The organism is Caballeronia sordidicola, from assembly GCF_000729995.1.
Taxonomy (GTDB): Bacteria; Pseudomonadota; Gammaproteobacteria; order Burkholderiales; family Burkholderiaceae; genus Caballeronia; species Caballeronia sordidicola_A.
The window spans coordinates 685,125-709,932 of sequence record NZ_JNFG01000199.1 but is presented as its reverse complement, the minus strand read 5'-3'; the positions used below and the strand labels follow the sequence as shown (position 1 = coordinate 709,932).

Here is a 24,808-nt window from a genome sequence, read left to right as displayed (position 1 = left end):
TCGCCATGCTTGGCCGCAGGTCAGCCGTCCGCGAAGTCACGCGCGACGCTGATCATCGGGAAATGCAGGTTCGCGCCGCTGAACGCCGGGAAGTTCTTGAAGTCAGCGCGCATATCGTGGCGCACCGGCGACGCCAGCGCGGCGTTCAACGCGTCGGGCGAATCGAAGACGACTTTGTTGCGTTGCATCGCGTTCGATCGTGCCACCGGTAGCGCGCCGCGATAGTCCATCCGCGTGTAGATCTCGATCTCCCGAATGCCGGGAAAGCGCGCCATGATCGGCGGATGACTATCGATGTAATGACCCAGCCACGCGTTCAAATCGTCAGCCGGACCCTCGTAGCTGACCAGGTAGGTGCAGCGAGGAGCATCGGCCGGTTGCGAGCCAGGGTCGGGCACCGGGAACCGCCTCACGGCCATGACCTGTTGCGTCAGGTCGCATTCTTTCAACCCTGTCAGGTTCAATAGCGCATGGGCGCTGCCGCCTTCGCGCAACACGTTTTCGAGCGCATCGATGCTGTCGAAATAAAACTGCAGCGTGCAACGCGGCGGTTTCTCCGCGTGCAGGTACGGGTCGTTCGCGCCGCCTTCCACGGGCACGTGAACCACGGCGCGCTTGATGCCGGGGAAGGTCGCGGCAAGATCGTAGATCCCTTGGGCACTAACCGTTTGAGCCACGTCGGCCGTGGCGCGCTCGGTCGCAATCAGAAAGAGGCAGACATCCATGAATTTTGCTTCCGGTTGGACAGGCTGAAACAACTTGGAAACGTCGCTTGACGAACCCTGTTTCCGATAATAATCTGAATTCAGAATGTTGCAAAAAGCTTTGAGCGTAATTTTTTCGCTCAAGCCATTTTTGAAAACTGTCCGGGAACTCAAGGTGATCGACGCACATTGTCATAGCAGCAGCATTCGCGTTCAGGCTGACGCCCAGCGAGCATTTGTACTGATGGCCGACGGCGAGCGCCAAGGCCGATGGGCGCTGGGAAGCTGGAAGCGCAGAACGGTTGGGGCGCAGACGTTCGTCGGGGAGTCGGTGTTCACCGGCGCCGACACCTGGGTCCGGATTCATGCGGATCCGGTTGCTTTGACGATCGATTACGAAGTCGGCGGCAATGAAGACGGCCTGCGATTCCGCAACGCTGCTCGCGTATTCGATGGTCCCGCGTTAGGACATCCCGAAGGCACGGCGGTCATCACGCTTTTCACGTGGCGGCTTGCCACACAATCCGACGACGCATGGGCGCAAATCTGTTCGACGCACGAAACCGAGATGTTCCTGATTCGGGCGCTGCTTGAATCGGGCCGTGACGGCGACGCCGCAACGGCATGAAAGCGATCCGGTATTCGCAATACGGCTCACCCGATGTCCTCGAACTCGTTACGCTCGACGACCCGGTCGCGGGACCGAACGAAGTCCGTGTTCGCCTGAAGGCCGCGGGGGTATCGCCGATCGATGCAAAGCTGCGCTCCGGCGCATTGCAACCGCATTTCTCATTGACCTTTCCGAAGATTCCGGGACGTGACGGCGTAGGTGTCATCGATCAAATCGGGGAGGGGGTGGCAGGGTTTTCCATAGGCGATGAGGTGTGCGTCGCGGCCGACCCGACACGCAGCGGAACCTACGCCGAAGCGATCGTTTGTGCTTCGACACGCGTGGTCAAAAAGCCGCCTGATCTCTCGACCGCGCAAGCCGCCGCGTTGCTTCAGCCCGGCGTCAGCGCATGGATTTCGATGTGCAGGACCGCGATGCTTTCAGAAGGCATGAGCGTGCTGATTCATGGCGGCGCGGGTGCAGTTGGCGGGCAGATGATCCAGCTCGCGCGCCATCTTGGACTGGACGTGACAACGACCTGCCGCGCGGAGAATATCGACTATGTGCTGGGGCTCGGCGCGCATCGGGCGGTGGCATACGATCGCGATGATTTCGGCTTGCTGGGTCATGTCGATGTCGTGTTCGATCTGATCGGCGGCGAGACGCATGCGCGGTCATATCAGGTGCTGAAAGCGGGCGGTCAGCTCGTCTACCTTACTGCCATGCCGTTTGAAAATCAGGCCGAAAAATACGGCGTCACCGTCACGCGCGCGATGATCTCTGACGCACCGGAAGCGCTTCACGCCGTCGCGCAACTCGCTGTCGAAGGGGTGCTAATACCCGCCGTAATGTCCACGCTCCCACTCGCCGCCGCCGCCGATGCGCACCGCCAGTTCGAAGCGGGTCACGTCTCGCGCGGCCGGATGGTGCTGAACATGGAGGCCGGAGGATGAAATCGCTTGACGCCCAATTTTTAACCCAATAATCTGAATTCAGAATGTCGTAAACACAGTTTCAGGTCAGGTGATTGATCGAGTTTCGACCGCGCGTTCCAACCCCGTTTCTGAAGAAGTCCTCCCCACTATACGATGCAAAAAATTCTCGATGTCCGCCCGGTGCCCCAATCGATGCAAACTGCATTCGCGGAAAAACGCGCTTTGTCCTGCGTGTGGTTTGCAATGGGCAGCACGCCGCTCGTGGAAATCGGCATGACGGCCGCGCCGGATCTGATCGTGATCGACCGGCAGCATGGGTTGTGGGAACGCACCGCGCTCGAAGCGGTGATCGGTCAGGTGCGGTATCAGGTTCCGGTGATCGTGCGCGTGGGCGAGAACTCGGCTCAGGCGATTGCAGAAGCGCTGGATGCGGGCGCGGCGTCGGCGCTGGTTCCGTTGATCGAATCCGCCGATGAAGCCCGCCGTGCCGTCTCCTTTGGCCGCTATCCGCCCTTCGGACAGCGCTCGGCGGGCGGCGTTAGGCCGCTGATTGCCGGCATGGCAGCGATAAAAAACGACGGTGAGCGGATCTCGATCGGCGTGATGATCGAGACGGCTGCGGGCGTGGAGCAGGTCGAAGCGATTGCCGCCGTGGAAGGTCTGGGCTACCTGTTTATCGGTACCGGCGACCTGTCCTTGTCGCGAGGTGACGTCGCGCCGGACGTGATCGAACAGGACTGCGCGCGCATCTTGCAAGCCGCCCGCGCGAACCATCTTCCGTGCGGGATCTACACCGGGTCGACGCAGGACGCGCTTGCCGCTCGCGCGCTCGGTTTCGATTTCGTCGTGGCTGCAAGCGACATCGAAGTGGTGCGAGCCGGCTTCGAACAAGCCGTCACGGCCCTTAAAGACTGAGCCGATCATGACGTCATCCACGATCAGCTTCGTCGAACGATTGGTGGCCGAGTTGGGCGCCGACGTAGTCACGCCCGGCGCCGATCTCGGCACCCGGCGGGTGCGGGACTGGAGCGGAACGCCGGGCGCTGAACCCATTGCGTTGATCCGGCCGCGTTCGACAAGAGAGGTATCGCGGGCGCTCGCGTTTTGCCACGCCAACCAGCAAGCGGTCGTCACGCAGGGTGGGTTGACCGGCCTCGCGGGCGGCGCCAACCTGTTCGGCGGCGAAGTGGCGCTGAGCCTGGAACGGATGAGCGCGATTGAAGAAGTCGATACGGTCTCGGGCACGATCACCGTGCAGGCGGGCGCGGTGCTGCAACGCGTGCAGGAAGCCGCCGATGCTGCCGGCATGATGTTTCCGCTCGATCTCGGCGCGCGTGGCAGCTGCACGATCGGTGGCAACCTCGCGACGAATGCAGGCGGAAATCGCGTAATCAAATACGGCATGGCGCGTGACCATGTGCTGGGTCTGGAAGCGGTTCTCGCCGACGGCACCGTGATCAGCGATCTCCACAAGATGATCAAGAACAACAGCGGTTATGACCTGAAGAACCTGCTGATCGGCAGCGAAGGCACGCTCGCGGTCATCACGCGTGCGGTCATGCGGCTCGCGCCGAAACCGCTGGGGGTATCGACGGCATGGTGCGGACTGCCTGACTTCGCGGCCGTCACACGTTTGCTGCAGCATGCCCGCGCGCGGATGTCGGGCGGGGTCTCGGCGTTCGAAGTGATGTGGCCGAGCTATTACGACTACGTGCTGGCGAATATCAAAACCGTGCGCGCGCCGCTCGACACCACGCATGCGTTTTATGTGCTGCTGGAAAGCATCGGTTCCGATGCCGAACGACAAGCCGAAGACTTCGAAGCCATGCTCGGCGAGATGCTTGATGCCGGCGTGATAGAGAACGCATCGCTTGCCAGTTCCGCCGCCGATGCCACCCGTTTCTGGGCCGTCCGCGACGCGCCCGCTGAATTCCCCATCCTTCTGCCGGGGCTCATTGCGTTCGACATCAGCTTTGCGATCGCGGATATCGGCAAGGTTGCCGAGCAATGCGAAGCCATGCTGCATGCACGCTGGCCGAATATGCGCACTCTTGTGTACGGCCATCTCGGCGACGGCAACCTGCACGTCATCGCCCATCTGGAGAATGCGCCGCCCGATCTCCACGAACACGTCGATGCCGCCGTCTACGAACTCACGCGCGAATGGCATGGCGCGGTGTCCGCGGAACATGGAGTTGGCGGCAAGAAGCGCGCGTATCTGGGCTACACCCGCGACGCCGGCGCGATCGGCGCAATGCGCGCGATCAAGCGCGCCCTCGATCCTTTAAATCTGCTCAACCCCGGCAAGGTGTTCGTTGACGCTGGGCCGGCCGCGTTGAGCACCACTGGAGCGCTGTGATGCTGCGGCTGATCTCTACCGTTCTCTCGCGCCGGCTGATTGCCGCGATCCCCACGCTGCTGATGCTCGCGCTGATCGTGTTCGTCGTGCTGCGGCTCGTTCCCGCCGACCCGCTCGCGATGATGCTGCCGCCCAACGCCACGCCCGCCGATGCGGCACTACTGCGCCATCAGCTCGGCCTCGATAAACCGATTCCCAGCCAGTTCCTGATCTGGCTCGTGAATGCGCTGCACGGCAACCTGGGGGCATCGATTTCGTTCCAGCAACCGGTCGCCACGCTGATCGGCTCGACCTTGCCCGCGACGCTTGAACTTTGTCTCACGTCGCTCGTCATCTCGTTGATCATCAGCGTGCCGGGCGGCGTGTTTGCGTATGCCGTCACCGATCGCCGCGGCGAGTTGCCGGTCGGCTTCGCCGTGGTGTTGATGCAGTCCGTGCCGTCGTTCCTGTGGGCCTTGTTGCTAATCGCGCTGCTCGGTGTGTACTTACCCGTGCTGCCGTTTTCCGGGCGCGTAGGCGACGGCATTCCGATGCCGCATCTCACCGGCTTCCTGTTGATCGACTTCCTGGTGAAGGGCGAATTCAGCGACTGGCTAAGCGCGGCGAGTCATCTCGTGTTGCCGTCGCTGGCGCTTGCATTTGGTTTTGCACCGCTCGTGATCCGCGTGCTGCGCTCCAGTCTGCTCGACCAGCGCAATGAATCGTATGTGGGTGTGGCGCGATTGCGCGGGGTATCGGAGAGCCGGATCCTGTGGCGTCACATGCTGAAGAACGCGGCGTTGCCCGCGCTGACCATGATCGGCGTGCAGTTCGGTTTCCTGTTCGGCGGCGCGTTGCTCGTCGAGATGATCTTCTCGTTTCCCGGCGTGGGCAACTTGATGGTGCAGGCGGTGCGCAACAACGACCTGGTGTTGATCCAGGGCATCGCGATCGTGTTCTGCGCGCTGATGCTGGTGATCAACGCGATCGTCGACACGCTGTACGTGATCATGAATCCGCGCTTGCGCAAAACAGCATGAGCACACACGACATGTCCACGACCCCGCTGAATTCGAAGCACGATATCAAGGCTGACATGCTGCACGAATCCACTTCAGTCGACCCATCGCCGGAAGCGGCCGCGCCGGTTGCGGCGGGCATAGGCAAATCGGCCCGCGCGCGCCGCAAGCCTTCTGTCAATCTCTGGCTCGGCGGCGCGATCGTGCTGGGCGTGTTGTTCTGCGCCGTGTTCGCGCCGTGGCTCGCGCCGCATAATCCGCTCGATCAGGATCTGCTGCACATGTTGTCGCCGCCCGCATGGATGGCCGGCGGCGACGCCGCTTTTCCGCTCGGCACGGACAGCCTCGGCCGCGACGTGTTATCGCGCTTGTTATACGGCAGCCGTATCGCGCTGACGGTTGCGGTGATTGCCGCGTTTGGCGCGGGTATTGTCGGCAGCGTGCTGGCGATTCTCGCTGGCTATTTCGGTGGCTGGGTCGATCGCAGCATCAGTTATCTGGTGGATCTGTGGATGTCGTTTCCGCCGGTCGTGTTGTCGCTGGTGCTGATGGTGAGTCTCGGCGTCGGTATAGAGAACGTGATCCTGTCGATCGTGCTGGTGGACTGGACGCGCTTTTGCCGCGTCGTCCGATCTGAGGTGATGGTCGTGCGTCAGCGTGACTATGTGCTTGCCGCGCAACTGCTCAACTTCACGCACCTGCGGATCATGCTGCGGGAAATATTGCCTGCTGCGCTGCCGTTGATGATCACGCTGTTCTCACTCGAAATGGGGGTTGCGATCACCGTTGAAGCATTGCTGAGTTTCATCGGCTTGAGCGTGCCGGCCAATGTAACCGCGTGGGGCGTGATGATCGCGGATGCACGTGTGTCCATGCATGAGTCGTTGTCGGGGCTCTTGTTCCCGGTGCTTGCCATCGTGATCACGGTGCTTGGCTGCAACCTTCTCGGCGACGGGCTGCGTGTCGCGCTCGATCCCCGTATGCGCAGCAAGGGAGAATGATGATGGCGACACCAATCACTGAAACGGTGCTGCAACTGGATGGCGTGACGCTGACCGCGAAGCTGGGTGGCCAGCCGGTCGCGGCGCTGCGCGAGTTGACGTTATCGATAGGTCGGGGTCGCGTGTTGGGCGTGGTCGGTGAATCGGGTGCGGGGAAAAGCATGCTGGCACGGCTGATCTCGGGCCTGTTGCCAAGCGGATTCACGGTGACGAGCGGCGGCATGCGCTTTGACGGACAGGACATGCTTGCGATGTCGAAGGCAAAACGCCGCGCACTTCTCGGCCGGAAAATCGCCTTCATCCCTCAGGAACCGCTGACCGCGTTGAACCCGCTGTGGACGATCGCCGATACCTTCAATGAACATCTTGCGCGCGTCGGCGTGCCGTCGAACGAACGGTGGGAGACTGCGCGCAAGGCGCTTGAATCGGTGCAACTGCCGGTACCCGCCGAGATGCTCAAGCGCTATCCGCATCAGTTATCGGGCGGACAATGCCAGCGCGTGCTGATCGCGATGGCCTTCGCGAGCAACCCGGCGCTGCTGATTGCCGACGAACCCACGACCGCGCTCGATGTCGTCACGCAAACCCGCGTGATGCGCATGCTCGCGGAACAGCAGCGCGTGCATTCGACCGCCGTGCTGCTGATCACGCACGATCTGCGGCTGGCAGCCCATGTCTGCGATGACGTCGCCGTGATGTATGCCGGCGATCTGGTCGAGTACGGCCCGGCCCGCGATGTCCTCGATGAACCGCGCCACCCGTACACGCGTGCGTTGAAATACGCGACGCCCGATCTCACCGGACCGCGGCGCCGCTTGCCGGTACTCGCTCAGCAAATGCCGGGCTTGTCCGCGCTGGCCGGTATCGCCGGGTGCCGTTTCGCGCCGCGTTGCCCAAGCGCCGGCGCCGCGTGCGCCGCTGTCCTGCATGACCGCGTGGCGCCCAATGGGCATCGGGTCGCGTGCAGCGAGGCGTGCGAGCATGCGCCGCTGGCAGACAATTCGCAGGCGCCGCTGTTGCCGCCTGCGCCCGTCATGGGCGCGCAACCGGTGGCGGAATTGCGCGAGGCAGCGCTGACGTACACGAGCCGCAGCGGTGTGTTCGGGCAGCGCAAGACTTCGTTCCATGCCGTAAAGCCGCTGTCGCTGCAGATTTTCCCCGGGGAGTTCGTGGGGATCGTGGGGGAAAGCGGCAGCGGCAAGACATCGGTGGCGCGGCTTTTAATGGGTATCGAACAGCCGACCGACGGTCGGGTGATGATCGGAGGCGAAGATTTGACCCACGGCAGCGCGGAGCGCGTGCGGCGCGCACGCGAGCAGGTACAGATTATCTTTCAGGATCCGCAGTCGGCGCTGAACCCGCGCCGCTCGGTTGAGCGGCTCTTGACGCAGGCGCTGGAAGCGGCCGGCGTGGCGCCGCTCGATGCAAAGCAGCGGCTCGCCCGCGCGCAGTCGGTGCAACGTGACGTGGGTCTTCCCGCCGATACCCTCACGCGTTTTCCCACGCAGTTGTCGGGCGGTCAGAAGCAGCGCGTGAATATTGGCCGTGCGCTGTGTGCGTCGCCGCAATTGATTGTCGCCGATGAAATCGTGTCAGGGCTCGATGTTTCCGTCCAGGCGCAGATCCTGAATCTGCTGCTGGAGTTGCGCCGCGAGCGGCAGATTGCACTGCTGCTCATCTCACATGATCTGTCCGTGGTGCGCTACTTGTGCAGCCGCGTGCTCGTGATGCGTCGCGGCGAAGTGGTGGAGCAGGGGTTAACCGAGGAAGTGTTTGCCGCGCCGCGCCATCCGTACACGCGCGCGCTGATCGACGCGGTGCCGAGCGATCATGCTGGAACGCCATGGCCCCCCGCCGGCCTGGAGGAAGCGGCATGAAGGTTATGAGCAGCAAGCGCGGCGAGCTTTGAGGGGCTGGCCGGATTCCAGCCGGTACAATTATTGATAGCGTGACACTGCCGCCATTGCGGCGGTATACGAATCGTGACGAAAACGCGCAACAAGACAACGGAGAGAACCATGGCAACCGCCGACCCGACGGTTATCAAGCAGCCGCGACGGACTGCGCTGCGCCCGGCCACATTGATGGAGTCGGTGTATCAGGAAGTATTGGGCCGCCTTCAACGCGGTCAGATCGGCCCCGATGACCGCGTGCTCGACTACGAGATCGCCGAGGAATTCGAGTGCACACGCATGCCGGTTCGTCAGGCATTGCTGCGCCTCGTGAATGAGGGGTACCTGGTCGGCACCACGCGCGGGTTCGTCACGCCGGTGCTGACGGGCGAGGATGTGCGCGAGATCTTCGAAGTGCGCCGCATGCTCGAGCCGGGCGCGGCCGCGGCGGCGGCCGCCGTGCTCACGGATGAACAACTCGCCGGCATGGGCGCGGCTTATCGCAAATGCCGTCGCGCGTTCGAGCGCAAGGACATTGCGTTGATGACCGAGGCCAACGTCGAGTTTCGCGCGATCTGGCTCGAAGGCGTGTTGAACATGCGCTTGAAAGGCACGATCCTGCGTTTCGCCGATCACACGCGCCAGGTGCGTCATGGAACCATGACGAAACCGGGCACGATGAAGCTGATCACCGACGGCATGCAGGTGTTGTTGAAAGGCTTCGTGGATCGCGATCCCGTGAAGGTGCGCTCGGCGACCCAGGGTTTTATCGACGACGCCGAACAGCAGTATTTTCTCAACAGCGACGATGCGGTCTGACGCGCCCACGCGATGAACGACTTCGCAGGGGTGTCGATTGTTGCAGCGGTCGAAGTACCGTACACGCGTCACGCAGCGGCCGGCACGAGCACAGCGGGTTTGCTCGCTCAGGCTTTGAAGGCTGCGCTTTTGCAGGCCGAATTGTCGACGAACGAAGTCGATGGTCTTGGTGTGGCATCGTTCACCTTGCCGCCCGATCATGCTATCGACTTCGCGTGGCGCACCGGTTTGCGCGTGGGCTGGTGCATGGACGATTGTCACGGCGGCGCGAGCGGGATCAATCTCTTGCAGCATGCGGCGCGCGCCATCCAGGCCGGCGACGCAAGCGTGATCGTCCTGGTCAGCGGGGACCATTTCGAGGCGGCGGATTTTACGTCGCTCGTCGAGAACTACAACGTGACGACGCGTACGCATCTGCGGCCGTTGAACACGGGCGGGCCGAATCCGCTGTTCGCGATGCTCACGCAACGCCAGATGCGCGCCTTGCAATTGACGCGCGAGGACTACGCGGCGCTGTGCATCGCGCAACGCGAGTGGGCGTCGATGAATCCGCTGGCTGTCTATCGTGAGCCGTTGACGCTTGAAACCTATCTTGCCGCGCCGCTCGTGGCAGAGCCGCTATGTCGCTTCGATTGCGTGCCGGTGGTATCAGGCGCCAATGCCTTTGTGCTGACCTCGTCGAACCATCGTTGTGCTGAGCATTCACCGGTTCGTATCCGGGCGCTGCGTGCGTCGTATAACGTCGACCATCAGCACGGCGACGGACTTGTCACGGGTCTTGCAGGCATTCGTGATTCCCTCTGGCGCGACGCCAACCTCCAGCCCGCCGATATGAACCTCGTCTCGGTCTATGACGACTATCCGTCGATGATCCTCGCGCAACTCATTGACCTCGGGTTCGCCGATGACCAGCCCACCCTGCATGCGTTGATCCACGACCGTATTGCGCCACGCCGTTTGCCTGTGAATACGTCGGGCGGCCAGTTGTCGGCGGGACAGGCGGGTGCTGCTGCAGGCATGCATGGACTGGTCGAAGCGATCATCCAGTTGCGTCACGAAGCGGGCGTGCGCCAGGTGGACGACGCGCGTTTCGCGGCGGTGAGCGGTTACGGCATGGTGCAGTATCGATACGGCATGTGTGCGAATGCCGTGGTGCTCGAGCGAGGAGTCGCGCAATGAATGGTTTTGCTTGCGTTGCGTGCGCTCAGGTGGATTTCCCCCGGCGTTTGCTGTGCCCGTCGTGCGGGTGCGATGAGTTCATCGAGGTCGAGGCTTGCAAAGGTCGCGTTGAAGACGTCACGGCTTTGCATCATCGGGCGGGGAAGGCGGGTGAGGATATCGCGTACATTGCGACGGTGCTGACTCAAGCCGGGCCGCGCGTCATTGCGCGGCTTGAGCGCTTGCTTGCACCGGGCACCGTCGTCTCGCTTCGCGTCGAAAGCGACGGCGCCATTGTTGGTTCCAGCGACTAGCTCACGCGCTTCTTGAACGAGCGCAAGTCAAAGCATTCCGGCGCGTTCAACGGGTCTGCACCGAACGCGGCAAGCTGCGTTTTCTGCACCTTGTTCGTCGATGTCACCGGCAACGCGTCCACGAACGCAACATAACCCGGCGCCTTGTAATACGCGAGCCGTTCCAGGCACCACGCCTGCAACGCGCGTGCGGTCGCTTCAGTGCGTACGGTTCCCGGCGACACGATCACGCACGCCATCACTTCCTCATCGCGCAGGGAATCGGGCGCGGCAATCACTGCGGTCTGACGCACATCAGGATGATCGAGCAGGCACGCTTCCACCTCCAGCGCCGCGATATTTTCCCCCGATCGACGGATGATGTTCTTCTGCCTGTCGACGAAATGAAGACTGCCGTCTTCGCCGCGACGCACGATATCGCCCGTATGAAACCAGTCGTGCTGCCATGCGGCTTCTGTTGCGGCATCGTCTTTTAGATAGCCGCGGAAAAAGCCGAGACGCGGATGCGATCCTTCCCGACGCACCAGCATGTGGCCCGGCACGCCGAGCGCGACTTCGTTGTATTCGGCATCGACAAGCCTCACTTCCATGCCTGGGCGCGGCCGGCCGAAACATCGCGTGCCTGCGTGACGCGGTTCGCGGCTCGATGCGATCACCAGGGCACCGCCGGTCTCGGTCATGGCCCAGCCTTCAATGAGCGGAAAGCCGAAGCGCTGCTCGAACACCTGCTGATGTTTTGGATCGACGTTCGCGCCGTAGCCGAATCGGACCGAATGCGTGACGGGTTTATCGGCTTCCATGCCTAGCAAGATTGCCGGCATGACACCGAGATAATGGACGATCGTCGCGCCGCTTTCAGACACATCGGCCCACCAGCTTCGCGGATGAAACCGGTCGAGCTGGATCACGCAGCCGGCCGACAGCACCATGGCCATGGTGGAGCAGGCGAGCGCATTCATGTGGAATAACGGCAGCGGTGTAATCAGACGCTCGGCGCCCGGACGGACTTCGCACAAGCCGCCTTCCGTGATGTAAATCTCGCCAATGGACAAGAAATAGCGGTTGTCGAGAATGCAGCCCTTGGGCTTGCCGGTGGTCCCGGACGTGTAAAGAATGGCGCATTCATCGTCCAGGGACGGTGCGGTTGTCGTGCGGCTTGGGCCTTCAATCCTCGGCAGCACGGAGGTGTTTGCATCGGCAACGGGGACTTTGTCCTGGAGTGCGGCATGCAGGAGCGGCTTCGTCGTATCGATGCCAACCGCCAGCACGATCTCGCTGTGTTCGGCCACATACGCCATTTCATGCGGACGCGAGTCGGCGTTGAGCGGAACCACGCTGATGCCGAGCGCATTGAGCGCGAAGAAATGAACGAAGAACTCGGGCCGGTTCTCAAGCAATAATGCCACGCGCATACCCGCGCGATAACCGGCATCGCGATAACGTTCAACCTGTTCATCGATTCGTGCCAGTGTCTCTCCGTATTTCAACGTCAGCGGTTCGGGCGTTGCGTAATGCTTCCGAGCGGAGGCGGGAATGTGCAGAAAGTGGTTGCCGGGATACTGCAGTGCGGTTTGTTTGAACGCAAGATAGGGAGAGGTCAATGTCATAGGGTGGGAGTGATGTAGAGCGTTTGGACGAGCGCTTCCCGAACGAGCGCGTAACGTTCGTTCAGACAGAAGCGCTGTATTCAACTAAAGCAGAGGGTCAGTCGGTGTCGTTGCGCAAACCCGCTTCGCGCATCAGGGGCATGACTTGCTCGCAGAAAAAGGGCAGTTCATCGGCGTAATTCACAAACGTCAGGGCCGCACCGGCGAACCCGCTTTCATGAATCTTGATGAGTTGATCTACGATATGCACCGGCGTGCCGACCAGCGGAAAGCTCCCGGTCCCGGCTGCAAAACGCTGCCGATACTCGGTGAACGCACGGTCGTCGTGACTGTGGCTGAAGCCCTTCTTCTGCTTCATGTGATAGTCGAGCGCGGCTTCGTCGGTGTGTTCCACGGAATAGCGATGGTAATAGTCCTGCGCCTCCTGATCAGTCTCGCGACACACAACATGCGCCACGGTGTACACGCCAATGTCGCGTCCGGCCGCTTGTCCACGGCCACGAATATCCGCGACATGTTCGCGGCCGGCGTCGAGTTCTGAAAACGTGGTGAACAGATAGTCGCAATACTGTGCCGCGAAGTCGCGTCCTGGCGCACCGAACGCGGCGTTCATCGTGACCGGACGAGGCGCCTGCAAGGGCACGGGCCGTGAAATAGCGCCTTTCAGGTGATAGAACTCGCCCTCGAAATCAAAGGGTTCCGCCGACGTGTAGAGCTTCATCAGGATCTCGGACCATTCCGCCGCCTGTTTATAAGCCTCCGGGTTCAGCTTCACGCCGAACATGTCGAATTCGTCCGGGTTCCATCCACACACAATGTTCAAGCCCACGCGGCCATGACTGACGTGGTCAATGGTTGCCAGCGCTTTCGCCGCATACAGCGGATGCACGAGCGGCACGTGAACCGTCGAAAACAACGCAATGCGACGCGTCACCGCTGCAAGTGCCGCGGCGAACGTGAAGGTCTCGAACGACCACTCACGAACATGCGTGGTGCCGTTGAAGCCGCGCCATCGCGCGATGGGCAGGAAAAAATCCATGCCGCCAAGATCCGCCGCGATGGCGGCGCGCTGCACGTCGTCCCATGTCGCGCGCCATTGCTCGGGCACGGTCGTGAACGAGAGGCCACGATCCGCGTTGGCTGCAAATACGCCGAGCTTGAACGCGTGAGCGAGTCGCATGGGATTCGCGGTGAGTTCGGTCAAGACATGCTCCTTGAGATCGAGGGCGGTTATTGGAGAATACTGAATTCAGAAAAATCGCATGTCAAGGGTCATGTTCAATGCGTTGTGCCGGTGCGAAAACCGGTCGTGCCGGGGCATGATCGGCTGCAGGAAAAGTTCGCCGCGGTGCAGTGAGGTTTGTCGGCGTCTTTTTACGGTTCAAAGTCGGCTGTCTCATCCGGAGTAGCGAGGGCGCTTGATCGAAAAAGGCGCTGTATAGGTGCAAATATGGCTTAATCGCTGCACTTTGATTGGATCCATGCCGCGATAAGACTACCCCGACGCCTCGCAAAAACCGCATCCGACATATTCCGTTTCACGCAGATCACGTCGGGAGGCGCGAACAATCCCGATCCATTGACTGAGCATCCCAGTCCTTCCCGCACTTTCCTCGCAAAAACATTTTCGGCAAGTTCTTGACGTCCAATTTTTGCTGAAATAATCTGAATTCAGAATGTTGATGTGCCATAAACATTCATGTGTCATGGAAGCTGCCGCTCCAGGGACCTGCGTGGCGCGGCGAGTTCTACCCCGAAGTCCGAAGTCGCGAACAAACGAAATCGCGACATCAAGAAATCTCGTCATCCACCCACGATCTTTAACGGAACCCAAGTGAAAACACCTCTTATTGCTGCATCGCTCGCTGCGTTGTGCGCGAGCGGCTCTGTGTGCGCTCAAAGCAGCGTGACGCTGTACGGGATCATCGACGAAGGCCTGACCTTCTCGAACAATCAGCTTGGCGCGAAGGCGTATCAGATGCAAAGCGGTATTTCGCAGGGCAGCCGCTGGGGGCTTCAGGGTGCGGAGGATCTGGGGGGCGGCTTGTCGGCGATCTTCCGGCTCGAGAACGGTTTCGACATCAACTCGGGCAAGCTGGGGCAACAAGGCCGTGAATTCGGCCGCGCCGCTTATGTCGGTTTGTCGAGCACGACCTTGGGAACGGTCACGCTCGGCCGTCAAAACGAAATGATGGGCGACTACGTGGGCCTGTACACCGCGAACGGCAACTGGGGCATCCTGTTCCCGCACCCGGGCGATCTCGACAACACCGGCATCGACTTCCGTATCAACAATGCCGTCCGATACACCTCGCCGATCATCTCGGGCATCCAGGCATCGGCGCTCTATGGATTCGGGAACGTGGCGGGCGCTACCAACCGCGACGCGGTCAAGTCGGTCGGCGTGAAATACGCGGGCGGTCCGATCGCACTGGCAGCGGCGTACACATCGATTGATCACCCGGCCGAAGCCGTGCCCGAGGGCGTGTGGACAGCGACCAATACGGTCGATGGCAACTACGGGATTGCTGCGTCGAAGTACCAGTCGTTCGGTATCAGCGGGCAGTACTCGTTCGGCAACGCAAAAATCAGCGCCGACTATACGAACACGAAATTCCTCGGACTGGACCCGACGGTCGGCGCCAACATCAGCGGCCATGTATCGTTTAACATTTTTGAAGTCGTGGCGAGCTACTACGTAACCCCGTCCTTGCAACTCGGCACCGGATACAGCTATACGGAAGGTCAGGTCTCGGCGACTTCGCAGAAGCCGAAGTATCACAACTTCGATGCGATCGTGGACTACTTCCTGTCCAAACGTACCGATACCTACCTGCAGGCCACTTACATGCACGCCGCGGGTGACGCTCAATACGCCGATCTCGCGCCGGTTTTGCAGCGATCGAGCACGCCCAACCAGATTGAAGTGCGATTGGGGCTGCGCCATCGTTTCTGACCGTCAATAATTCATCTTCACGCGTGCTGCGAGTCAGGTCGCGGCACGCTTTTGTGCATCTTCATCCGGCGAGATGCCGGGACACAGGAGTTTCGATGGACAGTTTCGAGATCGACGCGAAGCGCAGGCAATGGTTGTTGGGCTCGCTGGCCGCAGGGGCCGGCCTGATACTGCCGTGGGACATCGCGCGTGCAGAGGGTTCGGCCAGCGATGACGTATTGAACATTGCGTATATCTCGGACGTGCCCACCTGGGACCCGACGGCGATCACGGTGCCGCAGGCGCAATCCATCTACGAGACGGTCTTCGATTCCCCGTTGCGCTACTCGCCCAAGCTGAAACTGGAAGCGCGCCAGATCACGGCGTGGAAGTGGCAGGACAAGACCGACCAGCGGCTCGAAGTCACCTTGCGCGACGACATCCTGTTTCATGATGGCTCGAAGCTGACGACCGCCGACCTGAAATACAGCCTTCACGATCGTCCGTCCGCCGACAAGAAACTGGCTGTTGGCGGCATGTTCCAGACGCTGAAGGACGTCGAGATCATCTCGCCCACGCGCGCTGTGCTGGTGTATAGCAAGCCGACGCCGGCCGCCCCGATCTATCTCGCGTTCCTGGCCGGATATATCTTGCCGAAGGCGTACATGGAGAAGGTCGGTATCGACGGTTTCCTGGCGAAGCCAATTGGCGCCGGGCCCTACAAACTCGTCGACTATCAGCGCGGTTCGCGCATCGTGCTCGAAGCCTTCGATAAATACTGGGGCGGTGTTCCCGCGATCAAGAACGTCACGTTCCAGATCACGACGGAACCGTCGGCGCGGGTGGCCGCGGTCGAGTCCGGCCGCGCGGGGGTGGCCGTGCAGATCCCGCTGCGCGAGGCGCAGCGCCTGGCGAAGACGCCTGGCATCACGACGAAGATCTATCCGTATAGCGAGATCTACATGTTGCGCATGCCGAACTACGTCAAGCCGTTCGACGACGAAAACGTGCGCGCGGCCATGCATTACGCCATTGATACCGCTGCGCTGTCCAAAGCGTTCTACGGCGGCGAAGCGGTGCCGTTGTCGGTCACGGCCACGCCCGGATCGCCTGCGGACGTACCGGGCTTCAAGATCGGCTTCGATCCGCAACGCGCACTCGCGGCGCTCGCGAAGTCGGGGTACGGCCCGAACAAACCGGTGAAGGTGCCGTTCCTCACGACCAACGGCACGTTCCCGAGCGACTACGACATGGCGCGCGCCATTGCCGGCATGTGGCAGCGCGTGGGCATCCAGGCCGACCTCACGCAGACGACCATGGCGAAGGTCATCGGCGAGATCCAGGCGACCAAGATGAGCGGCGTGCTGCTCTATAGCTGGGCCAATTCGACCGGGGATCCCGAGAACTACACGGGCCGCATTCTTGATCCGCGCCTGCGTTTCTCCGCGTGGAAAGACGACGCACTCGCGCCGCGCGTGGAAGCCCTGATGACTGAAGTCGATGACGACAAGCGCATGGCCGGGTATCGTGCGCTGAGTCAGGAAGCATCGGAGAAATCGTGGGTCGTGCCCTTGCTGCAGGCGGTGACCACGATTGCGTATCGATCGAATATTGATGTGAAGACTTTCGATAGCGGTTATATCCTGCCGGTCGAATACAAGCGCAAGTGATTCGGGTCCCTCGATTCGAGTCCCTCGATTTAAGTCCCTATCAAACCAAGGAGCATGCGATGCAGATTGAAGATTCCGTCGTCTTCGTGTCAGGCGCCAATCGCGGCTTGGGCGCGCGCTTTGTCGCGAGCCTTCTCGAAGGCGGCGCGCGCAAGGTGTATGCCGCCGCGCGCGATGGTCACGCCGTTGCGACGGGCGACTCGCGGATCATCCCGATCACGCTCGACATCACGGACCCGGCGCAGGTGGCGCAAGCCGCGGCAACCGCAAGCGATGTCACGCTGCTGATCAACAACGCCGGCATCAACCGGCTCGATCGAGCCATTCTTTCCCGCGACGACTCCGCTGCACGCGCCGAAATGGAGGTGAACTACTTCGGTACGCTCGGCATGTGCCGGGCGTTTGCGCCCGCGCTGATCGCCAATCGCGGCGCGGTCGTGAACATGCTGTCGATTCTCGCGCGCGTCGGGTTGCCCATGATGGGTTCCCTGTGTGCATCGAAGGCGGCGGCGTTACGCATGACGGAATGCCTGCGTGCGGAACTCGCGGAGCATCATGTGCGCGTGCTCGGCGTGCTGCCCGGCGCGATTGATACCGACATGAGCCGTGACTTTCCGCCGCCGAAGCTGTCGGTGACCGAGGTGGTCGACGCCGTGTTCGCCGCGCTCGCGAACGGTCCCGACGAGGTGTATGTTGGCGCGATGGCGCAAGGCGTCAGTGCGGGTCTCGCAGCCGATCGCGGTGCGGTACAGAAGCAGTTCGCGGGCTATCTTTGAACATGGACAGAGGAGAGATGATGAGCGGTCAGACAATCCAGGTGACAGCGCAGGACGGCGGCCAGTTCGCGGCGTATCTTGCGAAGCCGGCGCAAGGGTCGGGTCCCGGCCTCGTGTTGCTGCAGGAAATTTTCGGCATCAACGGGTACATGAAGTCGATGGCCGACCGTTATGCCGAGGAAGGCTACGTGGTGCTCGTTCCGGATTTATTCTGGCGCATGAAGCCGGGCGTGGAACTCGGCTATGGCGAAGCGGATTTCAAGGAAGCCTTGAGCTACAACGAAAGGCTCGACGAAGAGAACGCGGTCAACGATATCGCCGCGACCATCGCCGCGATTCGTGCCTTGCCTGAGCAGGCGGGCAAGGTTGGAGCGATTGGCTACTGCCTGGGAGGCCGCCTGGCGATGCTCGCAGCCGCGCGCACCGATGTGGATTGCGCCGTGAGCTACTACGGCGTGGGACTCGATGCCTACACGAGCAAGATCCCGGCGATCCACTGTCCGATGATCTTCCATTTCGCCGAGAACGACGTGATGACACCGGCGGCATCGCGTGAAAAGATCATCGCGGCGCTGAAGCAAAAATCGTCGATTGAAACCTATGTGTACCCGGGTTGCGATCACGCATTCGCCACGCCCGAGCGCGAGCACTTCGACAAACCCGCGGCCATGATGGCGTATTCGCGGACCATGACGTTGCTGCGTAAAGTGCTGGGTCCCGTGTACGACCTGAACCAGCTTTGGGAGATGCATTGCTACTACGAATTCGGCACGCGCGACGTCAATGCCGTGATGCCGACGATGGTGGCACAGCCTTACGTTAACCACGTTCCCACGATGACCGGCGGTGTCGGGCATGACCAGCTCAAACGTTTCTACAAGTACCATTTCGTCGATTCGAATCCGGCGGATACGCGGCTGATTCCGGTATCGCGCACGATCGGCTCGGATCGCGTGGTCGACGAGTTCGTGTTCTGCGCGACGCACGATCGGGAAATCGACTGGCTGTTGCCGGGCCTCAAGCCAACCGGAAAATACTTCGAAGTGCCCATGCTCGCGGTCATCTGTTTTCGCGGCGACAAGCTGTACAACGAGCATATCTATTGGGACCAGGCTTCGGTGCTGGTTCAGATCGGCGCGCTCGACCCGACAGGCTTGCCGGTCGCGGGCATTCAGACCGCCAAGAAAATGGTCGATGAAACCTTGCCGACGAATACGTTGATGCCGAACTGGGCATCGAGTGAAGGCAAGCCGGTTTAACGGGGAAAAGGATGTGAAAAGGCGGCGGCACCACATGGTTCCGTCGCCTTAAAAGCACACACCTCAGCGCATGAACAAGCCGCCGTTCACATCCCAGCATGCCCCGTTCGCAAAGTAGGCATTCTCTGCGGCGAGCATGACCGCCACATCGGCAATGTAATCGGCCGAGCCAAGACGTCCGCCCGGAATGCTCGCAATGACCGCGTTCAACTTGTCGGCAGGCACGCTTTCATGAACGATGGGCAAGTCCATCGGGCCGGGTGAAATGGCGTTGACCGTGACGCCACGCGAGGCGAGGTCACGCGCGAAAACCTTGGTGAGCGTAATGACGCCACCCTTCGATGCCGCGTAATGCGCGCCCGTTGCAGAGCCGCCATTCTGCCCCGCGAGCGATGCAATATTCACGATGCGCCCGGCGCCTGTATCGGCGAAATGCTGGCCGAAAACCTGGCATCCAAATAAGACGCTGCGCAGATTCACGTTGATGACATGGTCGAATTGGTCCGCTGTGATTTCCATCACCGGCACGACCTTCGATGCGCCCGCGTTGTTGACCAATGCATCGATGCGTTGCCACTTGTTCAGGATTGCATCGCGCGCAGCGCTGAAATCGGCCTTCGATGTCACGTCGAGGTTCAACGCAAACGCGGTCGAGTGATCCGCGCTGAGTTCGCTCGCCAGTTCCTGCGCGTCGTTGAACGCAATATCGCCGATCGCCACGCGATATCCCGACGCGTGAAAGCGCCGTGCGATGACTGCGCCGAGACCCCGCGCCGCACCTGTCACCAGGACTACCCTGTCCGTCATGCTCTCTTCGATCATTGAATAAACGCACCTTCAAAACAAGCTTCAAAACACGCGGCGATAGCGCAAACGAGTTCATCCTCACCCTTGCGTCCGACGATCTGCAAACCTGCTCGCAGGGGAGAACCGGCAATCGGTAAGGGCAGGCTGAGCGCCGGATGACCGCTTAGATTAAATGGCCGGATCAACGACGACATGGCGATCACCGGTGTACCGTTCCTCGCCGCCTCCAGTGTAATCGGCAACGCGGGGAGTGTCGGCAGCACGATGACATCGACGTTCTGCAATGCATGATCGACCTCGGCGGTAAAGCGGGCACGCACCGATTCAGCAACGGCAAGATCGGCCTCGGTCGTCTTCGACGCCATCCGCAAGCGTGCTTCCAGATCCGCACCGAGCTTGCCCGTCTCGAGCAGATGCCCGAACGCGGCCCACGTTTCGGCGTTGATCACGGTCAGGCCTGCATCGAACGCGGCACGCAGGTTGAGCAACTCGATGCCCTGCGATGCGAAGCCCGCAAGCGACGGCGCGTTTGTCACGGCGTCAGTGATCTCACGGGTTGCATCGGCGGAAACGACGCCGATCCTGATCGATGACGGCGCCGTGTTCGCCACGTGTTCATCGAAGCCGGGCGAAATAGCTGCCATCACATCGATCAGCGTCAGCATCTCGCGCGCAAACGGTCCGACGCAATCGAGCGTGCTTCGTGCCGGCGCCACGCCGCGTCGCGACACGCGACCGAACGTTGGCTTCATGCCGATTACGCCGCAGCAGGCAGCAGGACCGCGTACTGAGCCGCCGGTGTCGGTGCCGAGCGCCGCGCACGACAGATGCAGCCCCACCGCCGCCGCCGAGCCGCTCGACGAACCGCCCGGAATCCGCGTTTCGTCCTGCGGATTTTCGGGCGTGCCGGTGAAGTCGTTGATGCCGGTCATGCCGAACGCCAGTTCATGCATGTTGGTTTTGCCGACTACGCGCCAGCCCTGCGCGAGCAAGCGGTCCACCACGTCCGCATGACTCTGCGCCGGCGGGGTATCCAACAGCGCACGGCTTGCCGCAGTGGTCTGATACCCCGCGACGTCGATGGTGTCCTTGAGCGCAATGCTCGGGCCGTCGGCGTCGCCAAGCGTAAATTCACTGATGAATTCGTTCATTGCCTAAGGGACCCTAGGGGCTGGGTGTGGAGGGGTGGACCTGCCAGGGCGCATCGAACAGGCGTTGCGTACGGAAATGCCTGATGAGCCAGCGCCGGCCATCGGTGGCCGGCACGAAATCCACATCAAGTCTCGCGGACACCAGCTCGGCCCCGCCCGCCTGATAGCCCGATGCCTGCAACATGATCCAGCGCCCGGTGGCATGCGTCGCTGTAGCATCGACATCAATAGTCTCCGATGCCATGAAGTGCGTGTTCACACTGAAATGCGGCGTGGGCGGCAGATAGCGCGCCAGCATTGCGATGATCGCTTCGCGGCCGGTGAGCGCGCCGAACTTCTGTGCGTACTCGGGGCCGACGCCTTGCCATATGGCGTCTTCGCTGAATAGCCCAGCGAGTGTTTCGTACGGCCGGCCACCCGATGGCACATCGCAGAGCGCCATGTATCGCATCATGGTCCGGCGCACCGCACGCTCGGCCTCGAGCACGGCGAGCCGGGCAGTCAGATCGGCCAGGGTGTCGTTCATGTCGGGTTCGGCACGCTCAGCGCCCGGCCTATGCGGGCTTCAATCTTGCCGTAGCGCCACAGGTTGTATTCGCCCACGGGAGTGGTCCGGTACAGATTGCAGACGGCGGCGGCCGTGTCGAAGCTGTCGACATCGGCCATGATGTAGAAGGTCCACGGCGCACCGGCGGACTGACCCACAACCACGCGGTCATCGTCCATGATGCCGAGGACCTTGACTCCTTCCATGGCCTCGATGCTCTTCAGCATCACGCCATAGGCCTGCCACACCGTGCCGATCTGCTCGCGCGGAAGGTCAAAGAAATTCTGCGTTACGCCGCAGCAAAATAGTACCCGCAGAGGCAACGATACGTCGTCCACCATGGTGGAGTTCTCCTGAAATTTTTGTTGGATTGCCAGTGTAGCGAGTTAGAGCAAAAAGCCGATCGCGTTCAGCGCATCAGTGGAATCGATCAGCCTCACGACCTTCTGCACAATGCGCGGCTCGCCGCCGGACAGATCAATGCGATGCTCCACGTCCGCCGCGAATAGCGCGCTGACACCGCGCTTGTACGCGACGACAACCTGCGCGCTGCGTACGTCGACTGTGTCTGCCGAGTCACTCGACATCGTGAAGCGCGACACGGTGCGTACCGTGCGCGCGGCGTCCGTGACGGACGGTGAATAGCCCGAACTCAGCCGCTGCACGCGCAACGCGCGCATGGCGTCATCGTCATAAACGTAGTTCAGCGTGGCCGCGAAGTCGGTCGCAAGCGGGTCGATAGGCACCACGTAGAACCCCTTGGGCGACCACAGATCGAGCCATGCACGATAATCCTTTCGATCCAGAATCTCGGCTTCACGCCAGATGAACTGCACGGCTTTCGCAAACGCAGCCGGCGTGAGGAGGGCGTTGATATCGTCCATGTTATTGCTGCTCCATCAGCTCGCGCCATTTCGCGTAGGCGGCGCGCATGCCGGTTTCGTCGGTGGCGTGTGCCGTTTTCTCGCCGTTCGCCGCCGTGGTTTCGCGGTTCAATCCACGATTGACGAGGATCGGTACGTCGGGTCCCGCATGCGAGCCGCGCTGCACGCGCTCCCACGCTTCGGCGTCGTCGGGGCTGCCGAAACCGAATGGGCCCTGGAAATGTTCATGCACCCGCAAGCGTGCGCGGTTGGCTTCCTCGGGACCGCCGTCCATGCCGAGCGCCACATGACGGATCTCGGTCTCCTCCACCGAGATGGGCCGCAGTACGCGGAAAAATGCCATCGATAACGCCAGGTTCGGAAACAGGTTCAGGTTGAAGCCGACGCCCATCAGCGAGCGCACGATTCGTCTTACCTGATCGGGCGGATAGTCCTTCGCCAAGGACTCCGCCAGCGCCTCGTAGCGCGTCGGTATCGGCGCACCGTTGTCTTCGTCCAGGTCGACAATCTCGGGAACCAGGACGGCGAGACTATGGCCGTTGCCAAGCGAGCGGCAAAACGCTTTGTCGCTGGTCATGAAGCTGGTGATCGCAGCGGCAGTTTCGTCGTCGATGGTCTTCATCCACGACTTGTGGACGACGGGGAAGTGATACAGGTCGGTCGTGTTTTCGAGCTGGATCTTCCAGTTGCCCTTGAACTTGAACTTGTGTTCGCCGTTTGCCTTGACCGGAAATCCCGCGCCCTGTTTCATGAACAGGTCGATCCACGGTTTCGCTCCGCCCAGGAAGTCCTCCAGCGGTTCGATCGACTGATCGAAGCTCGCGAAAATCAGTCCGTGATAGATGCCGACACGCAGGCTCTTCAGCGGCAGTTCGGTCTTGTCGACAATACCCTCGTAACCATCGCCATACGGCAATGCGCGCAGTGCGCCGTCGAGTCCGTACGTCCAGCTGTGATACGGGCAGGTAAAGCCGCGTGCGTTGCCTTTGTGCTGTTCGCAGACGGTTGCGCCGCGATGGCGGCAACGGTTCTCGAGCACATTGATTTCACCGGTCTTGTCGCGGACCACGATCACCGGTTGGCGTCCGATTATCGTCGTACGAAAGTCGCCCGGCTTCGGCAGTTCGCTTTCATGCGCAACCCAGATCCACGTCTTGTAGAAGATGCGTTCGAGTTCCGCTTCGAAAATCGCCGGATCGTTATAAAGCGACGGCGAAACGCGGTCGGCTTCCGCGCGCTTGTAGAGCGCACTTGTATCGATGACGTGAGAGGCCGTGGAATTGATATCGCTCATCAATGACCTGAGTAAAGTGGGAGGCCCGAGGTGGGGAGGGGCCGTGGCGCTAGTTATGGATTGAAGTGTCGGCCGATAGCGCTTATAGGTCAAATTCATCTAAAATCGGTAGGTCCATCAATCCGGCAAATATCATGACCTCCATCGACCATGTCGACCTCAACTTGCTGCGCGTCTTCAACGCGATCATTGAAGAGCGCAGCCTGACGCGCGCGGGGCTGCGGCTGGCGTTGTCGCAGCCGGCGGTCAGCTATTCGCTCGGCCGCCTGCGCACGCTGTTCGACGACCCGCTTTTTATCCGCACGCGCGTCGGCATGCAGCCGACACCCATCGCGCTCGAACTGGCGGCTATCGTGGCGCGGGCGCTGGATACGGTGCGTGAAGCACTGCGTTATGCGGAACGGTTCGATCCGGCCATCAGTACGCGGACCTTCAGGCTGTCGTTATCGGATGCGGGGGAGTTGGCGTATTTGCCGCCGATCTGCGCGGCTTTGCAGCGGCTCGCGCCGCGCGTGAAGCTGCGGATAGAGCCGACGCCCGTGGAGGAGATTGAAGAAGCGTTGAGGGTAAGCCGGCTGGATTTCGCGATCGGCAATTTGCCGGAACTCACGGCGCGAACGTGCCATCGGCTTTTGTTCGAAGAGACTTACGTGTGCATGACGCGCAAGCGTCGCGGCTTGCCGCGCGGCGCGCAAATCGATCTGGCCGCGTTCACGGCGGCGCCGCACGTGCAGATCCTGTCGGTCGAGCACAGTCACCATGCACTGGAAGACGCGTTCCGCTCGCAAGGCGTCGGGCGCAATACGCTGCTCGAATTGCCGCACTTCGTCGCGTTGCCCAGCGTGCTCGGCGTCACGGATTACTACGCGACGCTGCCACGCCGGCTCGCCCAGATCTTTAATCGCGATGGCCGCTTCAAGGTTTACGAACTGCCGGTTCAGCTACCCGGTGCGTCCGTCTCAATGCACTGGCACGAGAACTTCAACAACGACGAAGGCAATGCCTGGCTCCGTGAATTGCTGAGCGAGAGGGTGCAGACCTTCGATCAGTTTCCGCTGGCGGAGGCGTAGAGGTCGATTTCAGAGGTC

General features: G+C 61.4%; 24 protein-coding genes. 15 read left to right on the top strand and 9 right to left on the bottom strand.

The genetic code is table 11. The annotated features are described in order from the left end of the window. Nucleotides 1-20: 20 nt before the first annotated feature. A complete protein-coding gene (locus tag FH08_RS0137950; protein WP_031363349.1) occupies nt 21-725 on the bottom strand; it encodes an EthD family reductase in 705 nt (234 codons plus the stop codon). A gap of 130 nt (nt 726-855) precedes the next feature. On the opposite strand from FH08_RS0137950, the gene FH08_RS0137945 reads away from it, so the two are divergent. The 10 genes from FH08_RS0137945 to FH08_RS49795 all read left to right on the top strand — a co-directional run bounded on the left by FH08_RS0137945 (nt 856) and on the right by FH08_RS49795 (nt 10,790). Next, a complete protein-coding gene (locus tag FH08_RS0137945) occupies nt 856-1,332 on the top strand; it encodes a hypothetical protein (RefSeq protein ID WP_235210632.1) in 477 nt (158 codons plus the stop codon). Then, nucleotides 1,329-2,267, top strand: a complete 939-nt coding sequence (locus FH08_RS0137940) for an NADP-dependent oxidoreductase (protein WP_031363347.1) — start codon at nt 1,329-1,331, stop codon at nt 2,265-2,267. The genes FH08_RS0137945 and FH08_RS0137940 overlap by 4 nt, the downstream gene beginning before the upstream one ends. 174 nt (nt 2,268-2,441) lie before the next feature. Further along, nucleotides 2,442-3,164: an HpcH/HpaI aldolase family protein gene (locus tag FH08_RS48945; protein WP_160172545.1), complete on the top strand. Its 723-nt coding sequence runs from the start codon at nt 2,442-2,444 to the stop codon at nt 3,162-3,164. A gap of 7 nt (nt 3,165-3,171) precedes the next feature. Next, complete coding sequence (locus FH08_RS0137930; RefSeq protein ID WP_051888835.1) at nt 3,172-4,608, top strand: FAD-binding oxidoreductase; 1,437 nt, start codon at nt 3,172-3,174, stop codon at nt 4,606-4,608. Further along, on the top strand, nt 4,608-5,627 hold the full coding sequence (locus FH08_RS0137925) for an ABC transporter permease (RefSeq protein WP_031363344.1): 1,020 nt from the start codon (nt 4,608-4,610) through the stop codon (nt 5,625-5,627). Before FH08_RS0137930 ends, FH08_RS0137925 begins: the two co-directional genes overlap by 1 nt. Further along, on the top strand, nt 5,624-6,607 hold the full coding sequence (locus tag FH08_RS0137920; RefSeq protein ID WP_235210631.1) for an ABC transporter permease: 984 nt from the start codon (nt 5,624-5,626) through the stop codon (nt 6,605-6,607). Before FH08_RS0137925 ends, FH08_RS0137920 begins: the two co-directional genes overlap by 4 nt. Nucleotides 6,608-6,609: 2 nt before the next feature. Then, nucleotides 6,610-8,484: a dipeptide ABC transporter ATP-binding protein gene (locus FH08_RS0137915; protein WP_051888834.1), complete on the top strand. Its 1,875-nt coding sequence runs from the start codon at nt 6,610-6,612 to the stop codon at nt 8,482-8,484. A 141-nt stretch (nt 8,485-8,625) separates the two neighbouring features. After that, nucleotides 8,626-9,318, top strand: coding sequence for a GntR family transcriptional regulator (locus FH08_RS49800; RefSeq protein WP_051888833.1), 693 nt, complete (start codon nt 8,626-8,628; stop codon nt 9,316-9,318). 12 nt (nt 9,319-9,330) lie between these two features. Continuing rightward, nucleotides 9,331-10,497, top strand: coding sequence for a thiolase family protein (locus FH08_RS0137905; RefSeq protein WP_031363340.1), 1,167 nt, complete (start codon nt 9,331-9,333; stop codon nt 10,495-10,497). Then, nucleotides 10,494-10,790, top strand: a complete 297-nt coding sequence (locus FH08_RS49795) for a hypothetical protein (RefSeq protein ID WP_051888832.1) — start codon at nt 10,494-10,496, stop codon at nt 10,788-10,790. Before FH08_RS0137905 ends, FH08_RS49795 begins: the two co-directional genes overlap by 4 nt. Here the strand turns inward: FH08_RS49795 and FH08_RS0137895 are convergent. Further along, nucleotides 10,787-12,397 carry an AMP-binding protein gene (locus FH08_RS0137895; protein ID WP_031363338.1) on the bottom strand — a complete coding sequence of 537 codons (1,611 nt, stop codon included), beginning with the start codon at nt 12,395-12,397 and terminating at the stop codon, nt 10,787-10,789. The genes FH08_RS49795 and FH08_RS0137895 overlap by 4 nt on opposite strands. 97 nt (nt 12,398-12,494) lie before the next feature. Next, nucleotides 12,495-13,601 (bottom strand): LLM class flavin-dependent oxidoreductase, encoded by a 1,107-nt coding sequence (locus FH08_RS0137890; protein WP_200878845.1) that lies wholly within the window; start codon nt 13,599-13,601, stop codon nt 12,495-12,497. A 630-nt stretch (nt 13,602-14,231) separates the two neighbouring features. Here FH08_RS0137890 and FH08_RS0137880 point away from each other — a divergent pair. The 4 genes from FH08_RS0137880 to FH08_RS0137865 all read left to right on the top strand — a co-directional run bounded on the left by FH08_RS0137880 (nt 14,232) and on the right by FH08_RS0137865 (nt 19,037). Continuing rightward, a complete protein-coding gene (locus FH08_RS0137880) occupies nt 14,232-15,353 on the top strand; it encodes a porin (RefSeq protein ID WP_031363335.1) in 1,122 nt (373 codons plus the stop codon). Nucleotides 15,354-15,448: 95 nt separating this feature from the next. Further along, nucleotides 15,449-17,002 (top strand): ABC transporter substrate-binding protein, encoded by a 1,554-nt coding sequence (locus FH08_RS0137875; RefSeq protein ID WP_035568346.1) that lies wholly within the window; start codon nt 15,449-15,451, stop codon nt 17,000-17,002. Nucleotides 17,003-17,061: 59 nt separating this feature from the next. After that, nucleotides 17,062-17,778, top strand: coding sequence for an SDR family oxidoreductase (locus FH08_RS0137870; RefSeq protein ID WP_031363333.1), 717 nt, complete (start codon nt 17,062-17,064; stop codon nt 17,776-17,778). 20 nt (nt 17,779-17,798) lie between these two features. Beyond that, entirely contained in the window at nt 17,799-19,037 is a 1,239-nt protein-coding gene (locus FH08_RS0137865; RefSeq protein ID WP_031363332.1) for a dienelactone hydrolase family protein, read from the top strand. A 63-nt stretch (nt 19,038-19,100) separates the two neighbouring features. Here FH08_RS0137865 and FH08_RS0137860 read toward each other — a convergent pair whose 3' ends face one another. From FH08_RS0137860 to FH08_RS0137835, 6 genes are read right to left on the bottom strand one after another with little or no spacing between them, the layout of a single operon-like run. After that, nucleotides 19,101-19,844: an SDR family NAD(P)-dependent oxidoreductase gene (locus FH08_RS0137860; protein ID WP_031363331.1), complete on the bottom strand. Its 744-nt coding sequence runs from the start codon at nt 19,842-19,844 to the stop codon at nt 19,101-19,103. Nucleotides 19,845-19,855: 11 nt separating this feature from the next. After that, complete coding sequence (locus tag FH08_RS0137855) at nt 19,856-20,995, bottom strand: amidase (RefSeq protein WP_031363330.1); 1,140 nt, start codon at nt 20,993-20,995, stop codon at nt 19,856-19,858. 13 nt (nt 20,996-21,008) lie between these two features. Continuing rightward, nucleotides 21,009-21,521 (bottom strand): nuclear transport factor 2 family protein, encoded by a 513-nt coding sequence (locus tag FH08_RS0137850; protein ID WP_031363329.1) that lies wholly within the window; start codon nt 21,519-21,521, stop codon nt 21,009-21,011. Further along, entirely contained in the window at nt 21,518-21,883 is a 366-nt protein-coding gene (locus FH08_RS0137845; RefSeq protein WP_031363328.1) for a hypothetical protein, read from the bottom strand. The genes FH08_RS0137850 and FH08_RS0137845 overlap by 4 nt, the downstream gene beginning before the upstream one ends. Before the next feature lie 45 nt (nt 21,884-21,928). Then, nucleotides 21,929-22,426: an aromatic-ring-hydroxylating dioxygenase subunit beta gene (locus FH08_RS0137840; RefSeq protein ID WP_031363327.1), complete on the bottom strand. Its 498-nt coding sequence runs from the start codon at nt 22,424-22,426 to the stop codon at nt 21,929-21,931. A gap of 1 nt (nt 22,427) precedes the next feature. Further along, complete coding sequence (locus FH08_RS0137835; protein WP_031363326.1) at nt 22,428-23,720, bottom strand: aromatic ring-hydroxylating oxygenase subunit alpha; 1,293 nt, start codon at nt 23,718-23,720, stop codon at nt 22,428-22,430. A gap of 134 nt (nt 23,721-23,854) precedes the next feature. Here FH08_RS0137835 and FH08_RS0137830 point away from each other — a divergent pair, with 134 nt between their 5' ends. Beyond that, entirely contained in the window at nt 23,855-24,790 is a 936-nt protein-coding gene (locus FH08_RS0137830) for a LysR family transcriptional regulator (RefSeq protein ID WP_031363325.1), read from the top strand. Nucleotides 24,791-24,808 lie beyond the last annotated feature (18 nt).

Excerpts from the sequence above, each read along its gene's own strand:
- FH08_RS48945 (WP_160172545.1), top strand. The coding sequence starts at position 2,442 with ATGCAAACTGCATTCGCGGAAAAACGCGCTTTGTCCTGCGTGTGGTTT.
- FH08_RS0137855 (WP_031363330.1), bottom strand. The coding sequence starts at position 20,995 with ATGAACGAATTCATCAGTGAATTTACGCTTGGCGACGCCGACGGCCCG.
- FH08_RS49795 (WP_051888832.1), top strand. The coding sequence starts at position 10,494 with ATGAATGGTTTTGCTTGCGTTGCGTGCGCTCAGGTGGATTTCCCCCGG.
- FH08_RS0137925 (WP_031363344.1), top strand. The coding sequence starts at position 4,608 with ATGCTGCGGCTGATCTCTACCGTTCTCTCGCGCCGGCTGATTGCCGCG.
- FH08_RS0137845 (WP_031363328.1), bottom strand. The coding sequence starts at position 21,883 with ATGGTGGACGACGTATCGTTGCCTCTGCGGGTACTATTTTGCTGCGGC.
- FH08_RS0137920 (WP_235210631.1), top strand. The coding sequence starts at position 5,624 with ATGAGCACACACGACATGTCCACGACCCCGCTGAATTCGAAGCACGAT.
- FH08_RS0137840 (WP_031363327.1), bottom strand. The coding sequence starts at position 22,426 with ATGGACGATATCAACGCCCTCCTCACGCCGGCTGCGTTTGCGAAAGCC.
- FH08_RS0137940 (WP_031363347.1), top strand. The coding sequence starts at position 1,329 with ATGAAAGCGATCCGGTATTCGCAATACGGCTCACCCGATGTCCTCGAA.
- FH08_RS0137875 (WP_035568346.1), top strand. The coding sequence starts at position 15,449 with ATGGACAGTTTCGAGATCGACGCGAAGCGCAGGCAATGGTTGTTGGGC.
- FH08_RS0137860 (WP_031363331.1), bottom strand. The coding sequence starts at position 19,844 with ATGACGGACAGGGTAGTCCTGGTGACAGGTGCGGCGCGGGGTCTCGGC.
- FH08_RS0137905 (WP_031363340.1), top strand. The coding sequence starts at position 9,331 with ATGAACGACTTCGCAGGGGTGTCGATTGTTGCAGCGGTCGAAGTACCG.
- FH08_RS0137895 (WP_031363338.1), bottom strand. The coding sequence starts at position 12,397 with ATGACATTGACCTCTCCCTATCTTGCGTTCAAACAAACCGCACTGCAG.
- FH08_RS49800 (WP_051888833.1), top strand. The coding sequence starts at position 8,626 with ATGGCAACCGCCGACCCGACGGTTATCAAGCAGCCGCGACGGACTGCG.
- FH08_RS0137870 (WP_031363333.1), top strand. The coding sequence starts at position 17,062 with ATGCAGATTGAAGATTCCGTCGTCTTCGTGTCAGGCGCCAATCGCGGC.
- FH08_RS0137950 (WP_031363349.1), bottom strand. The coding sequence starts at position 725 with ATGGATGTCTGCCTCTTTCTGATTGCGACCGAGCGCGCCACGGCCGAC.
- FH08_RS0137830 (WP_031363325.1), top strand. The coding sequence starts at position 23,855 with ATGACCTCCATCGACCATGTCGACCTCAACTTGCTGCGCGTCTTCAAC.
- FH08_RS0137865 (WP_031363332.1), top strand. The coding sequence starts at position 17,799 with ATGAGCGGTCAGACAATCCAGGTGACAGCGCAGGACGGCGGCCAGTTC.
- FH08_RS0137835 (WP_031363326.1), bottom strand. The coding sequence starts at position 23,720 with ATGAGCGATATCAATTCCACGGCCTCTCACGTCATCGATACAAGTGCG.
- FH08_RS0137915 (WP_051888834.1), top strand. The coding sequence starts at position 6,610 with ATGGCGACACCAATCACTGAAACGGTGCTGCAACTGGATGGCGTGACG.
- FH08_RS0137850 (WP_031363329.1), bottom strand. The coding sequence starts at position 21,521 with ATGAACGACACCCTGGCCGATCTGACTGCCCGGCTCGCCGTGCTCGAG.
- FH08_RS0137930 (WP_051888835.1), top strand. The coding sequence starts at position 3,172 with ATGACGTCATCCACGATCAGCTTCGTCGAACGATTGGTGGCCGAGTTG.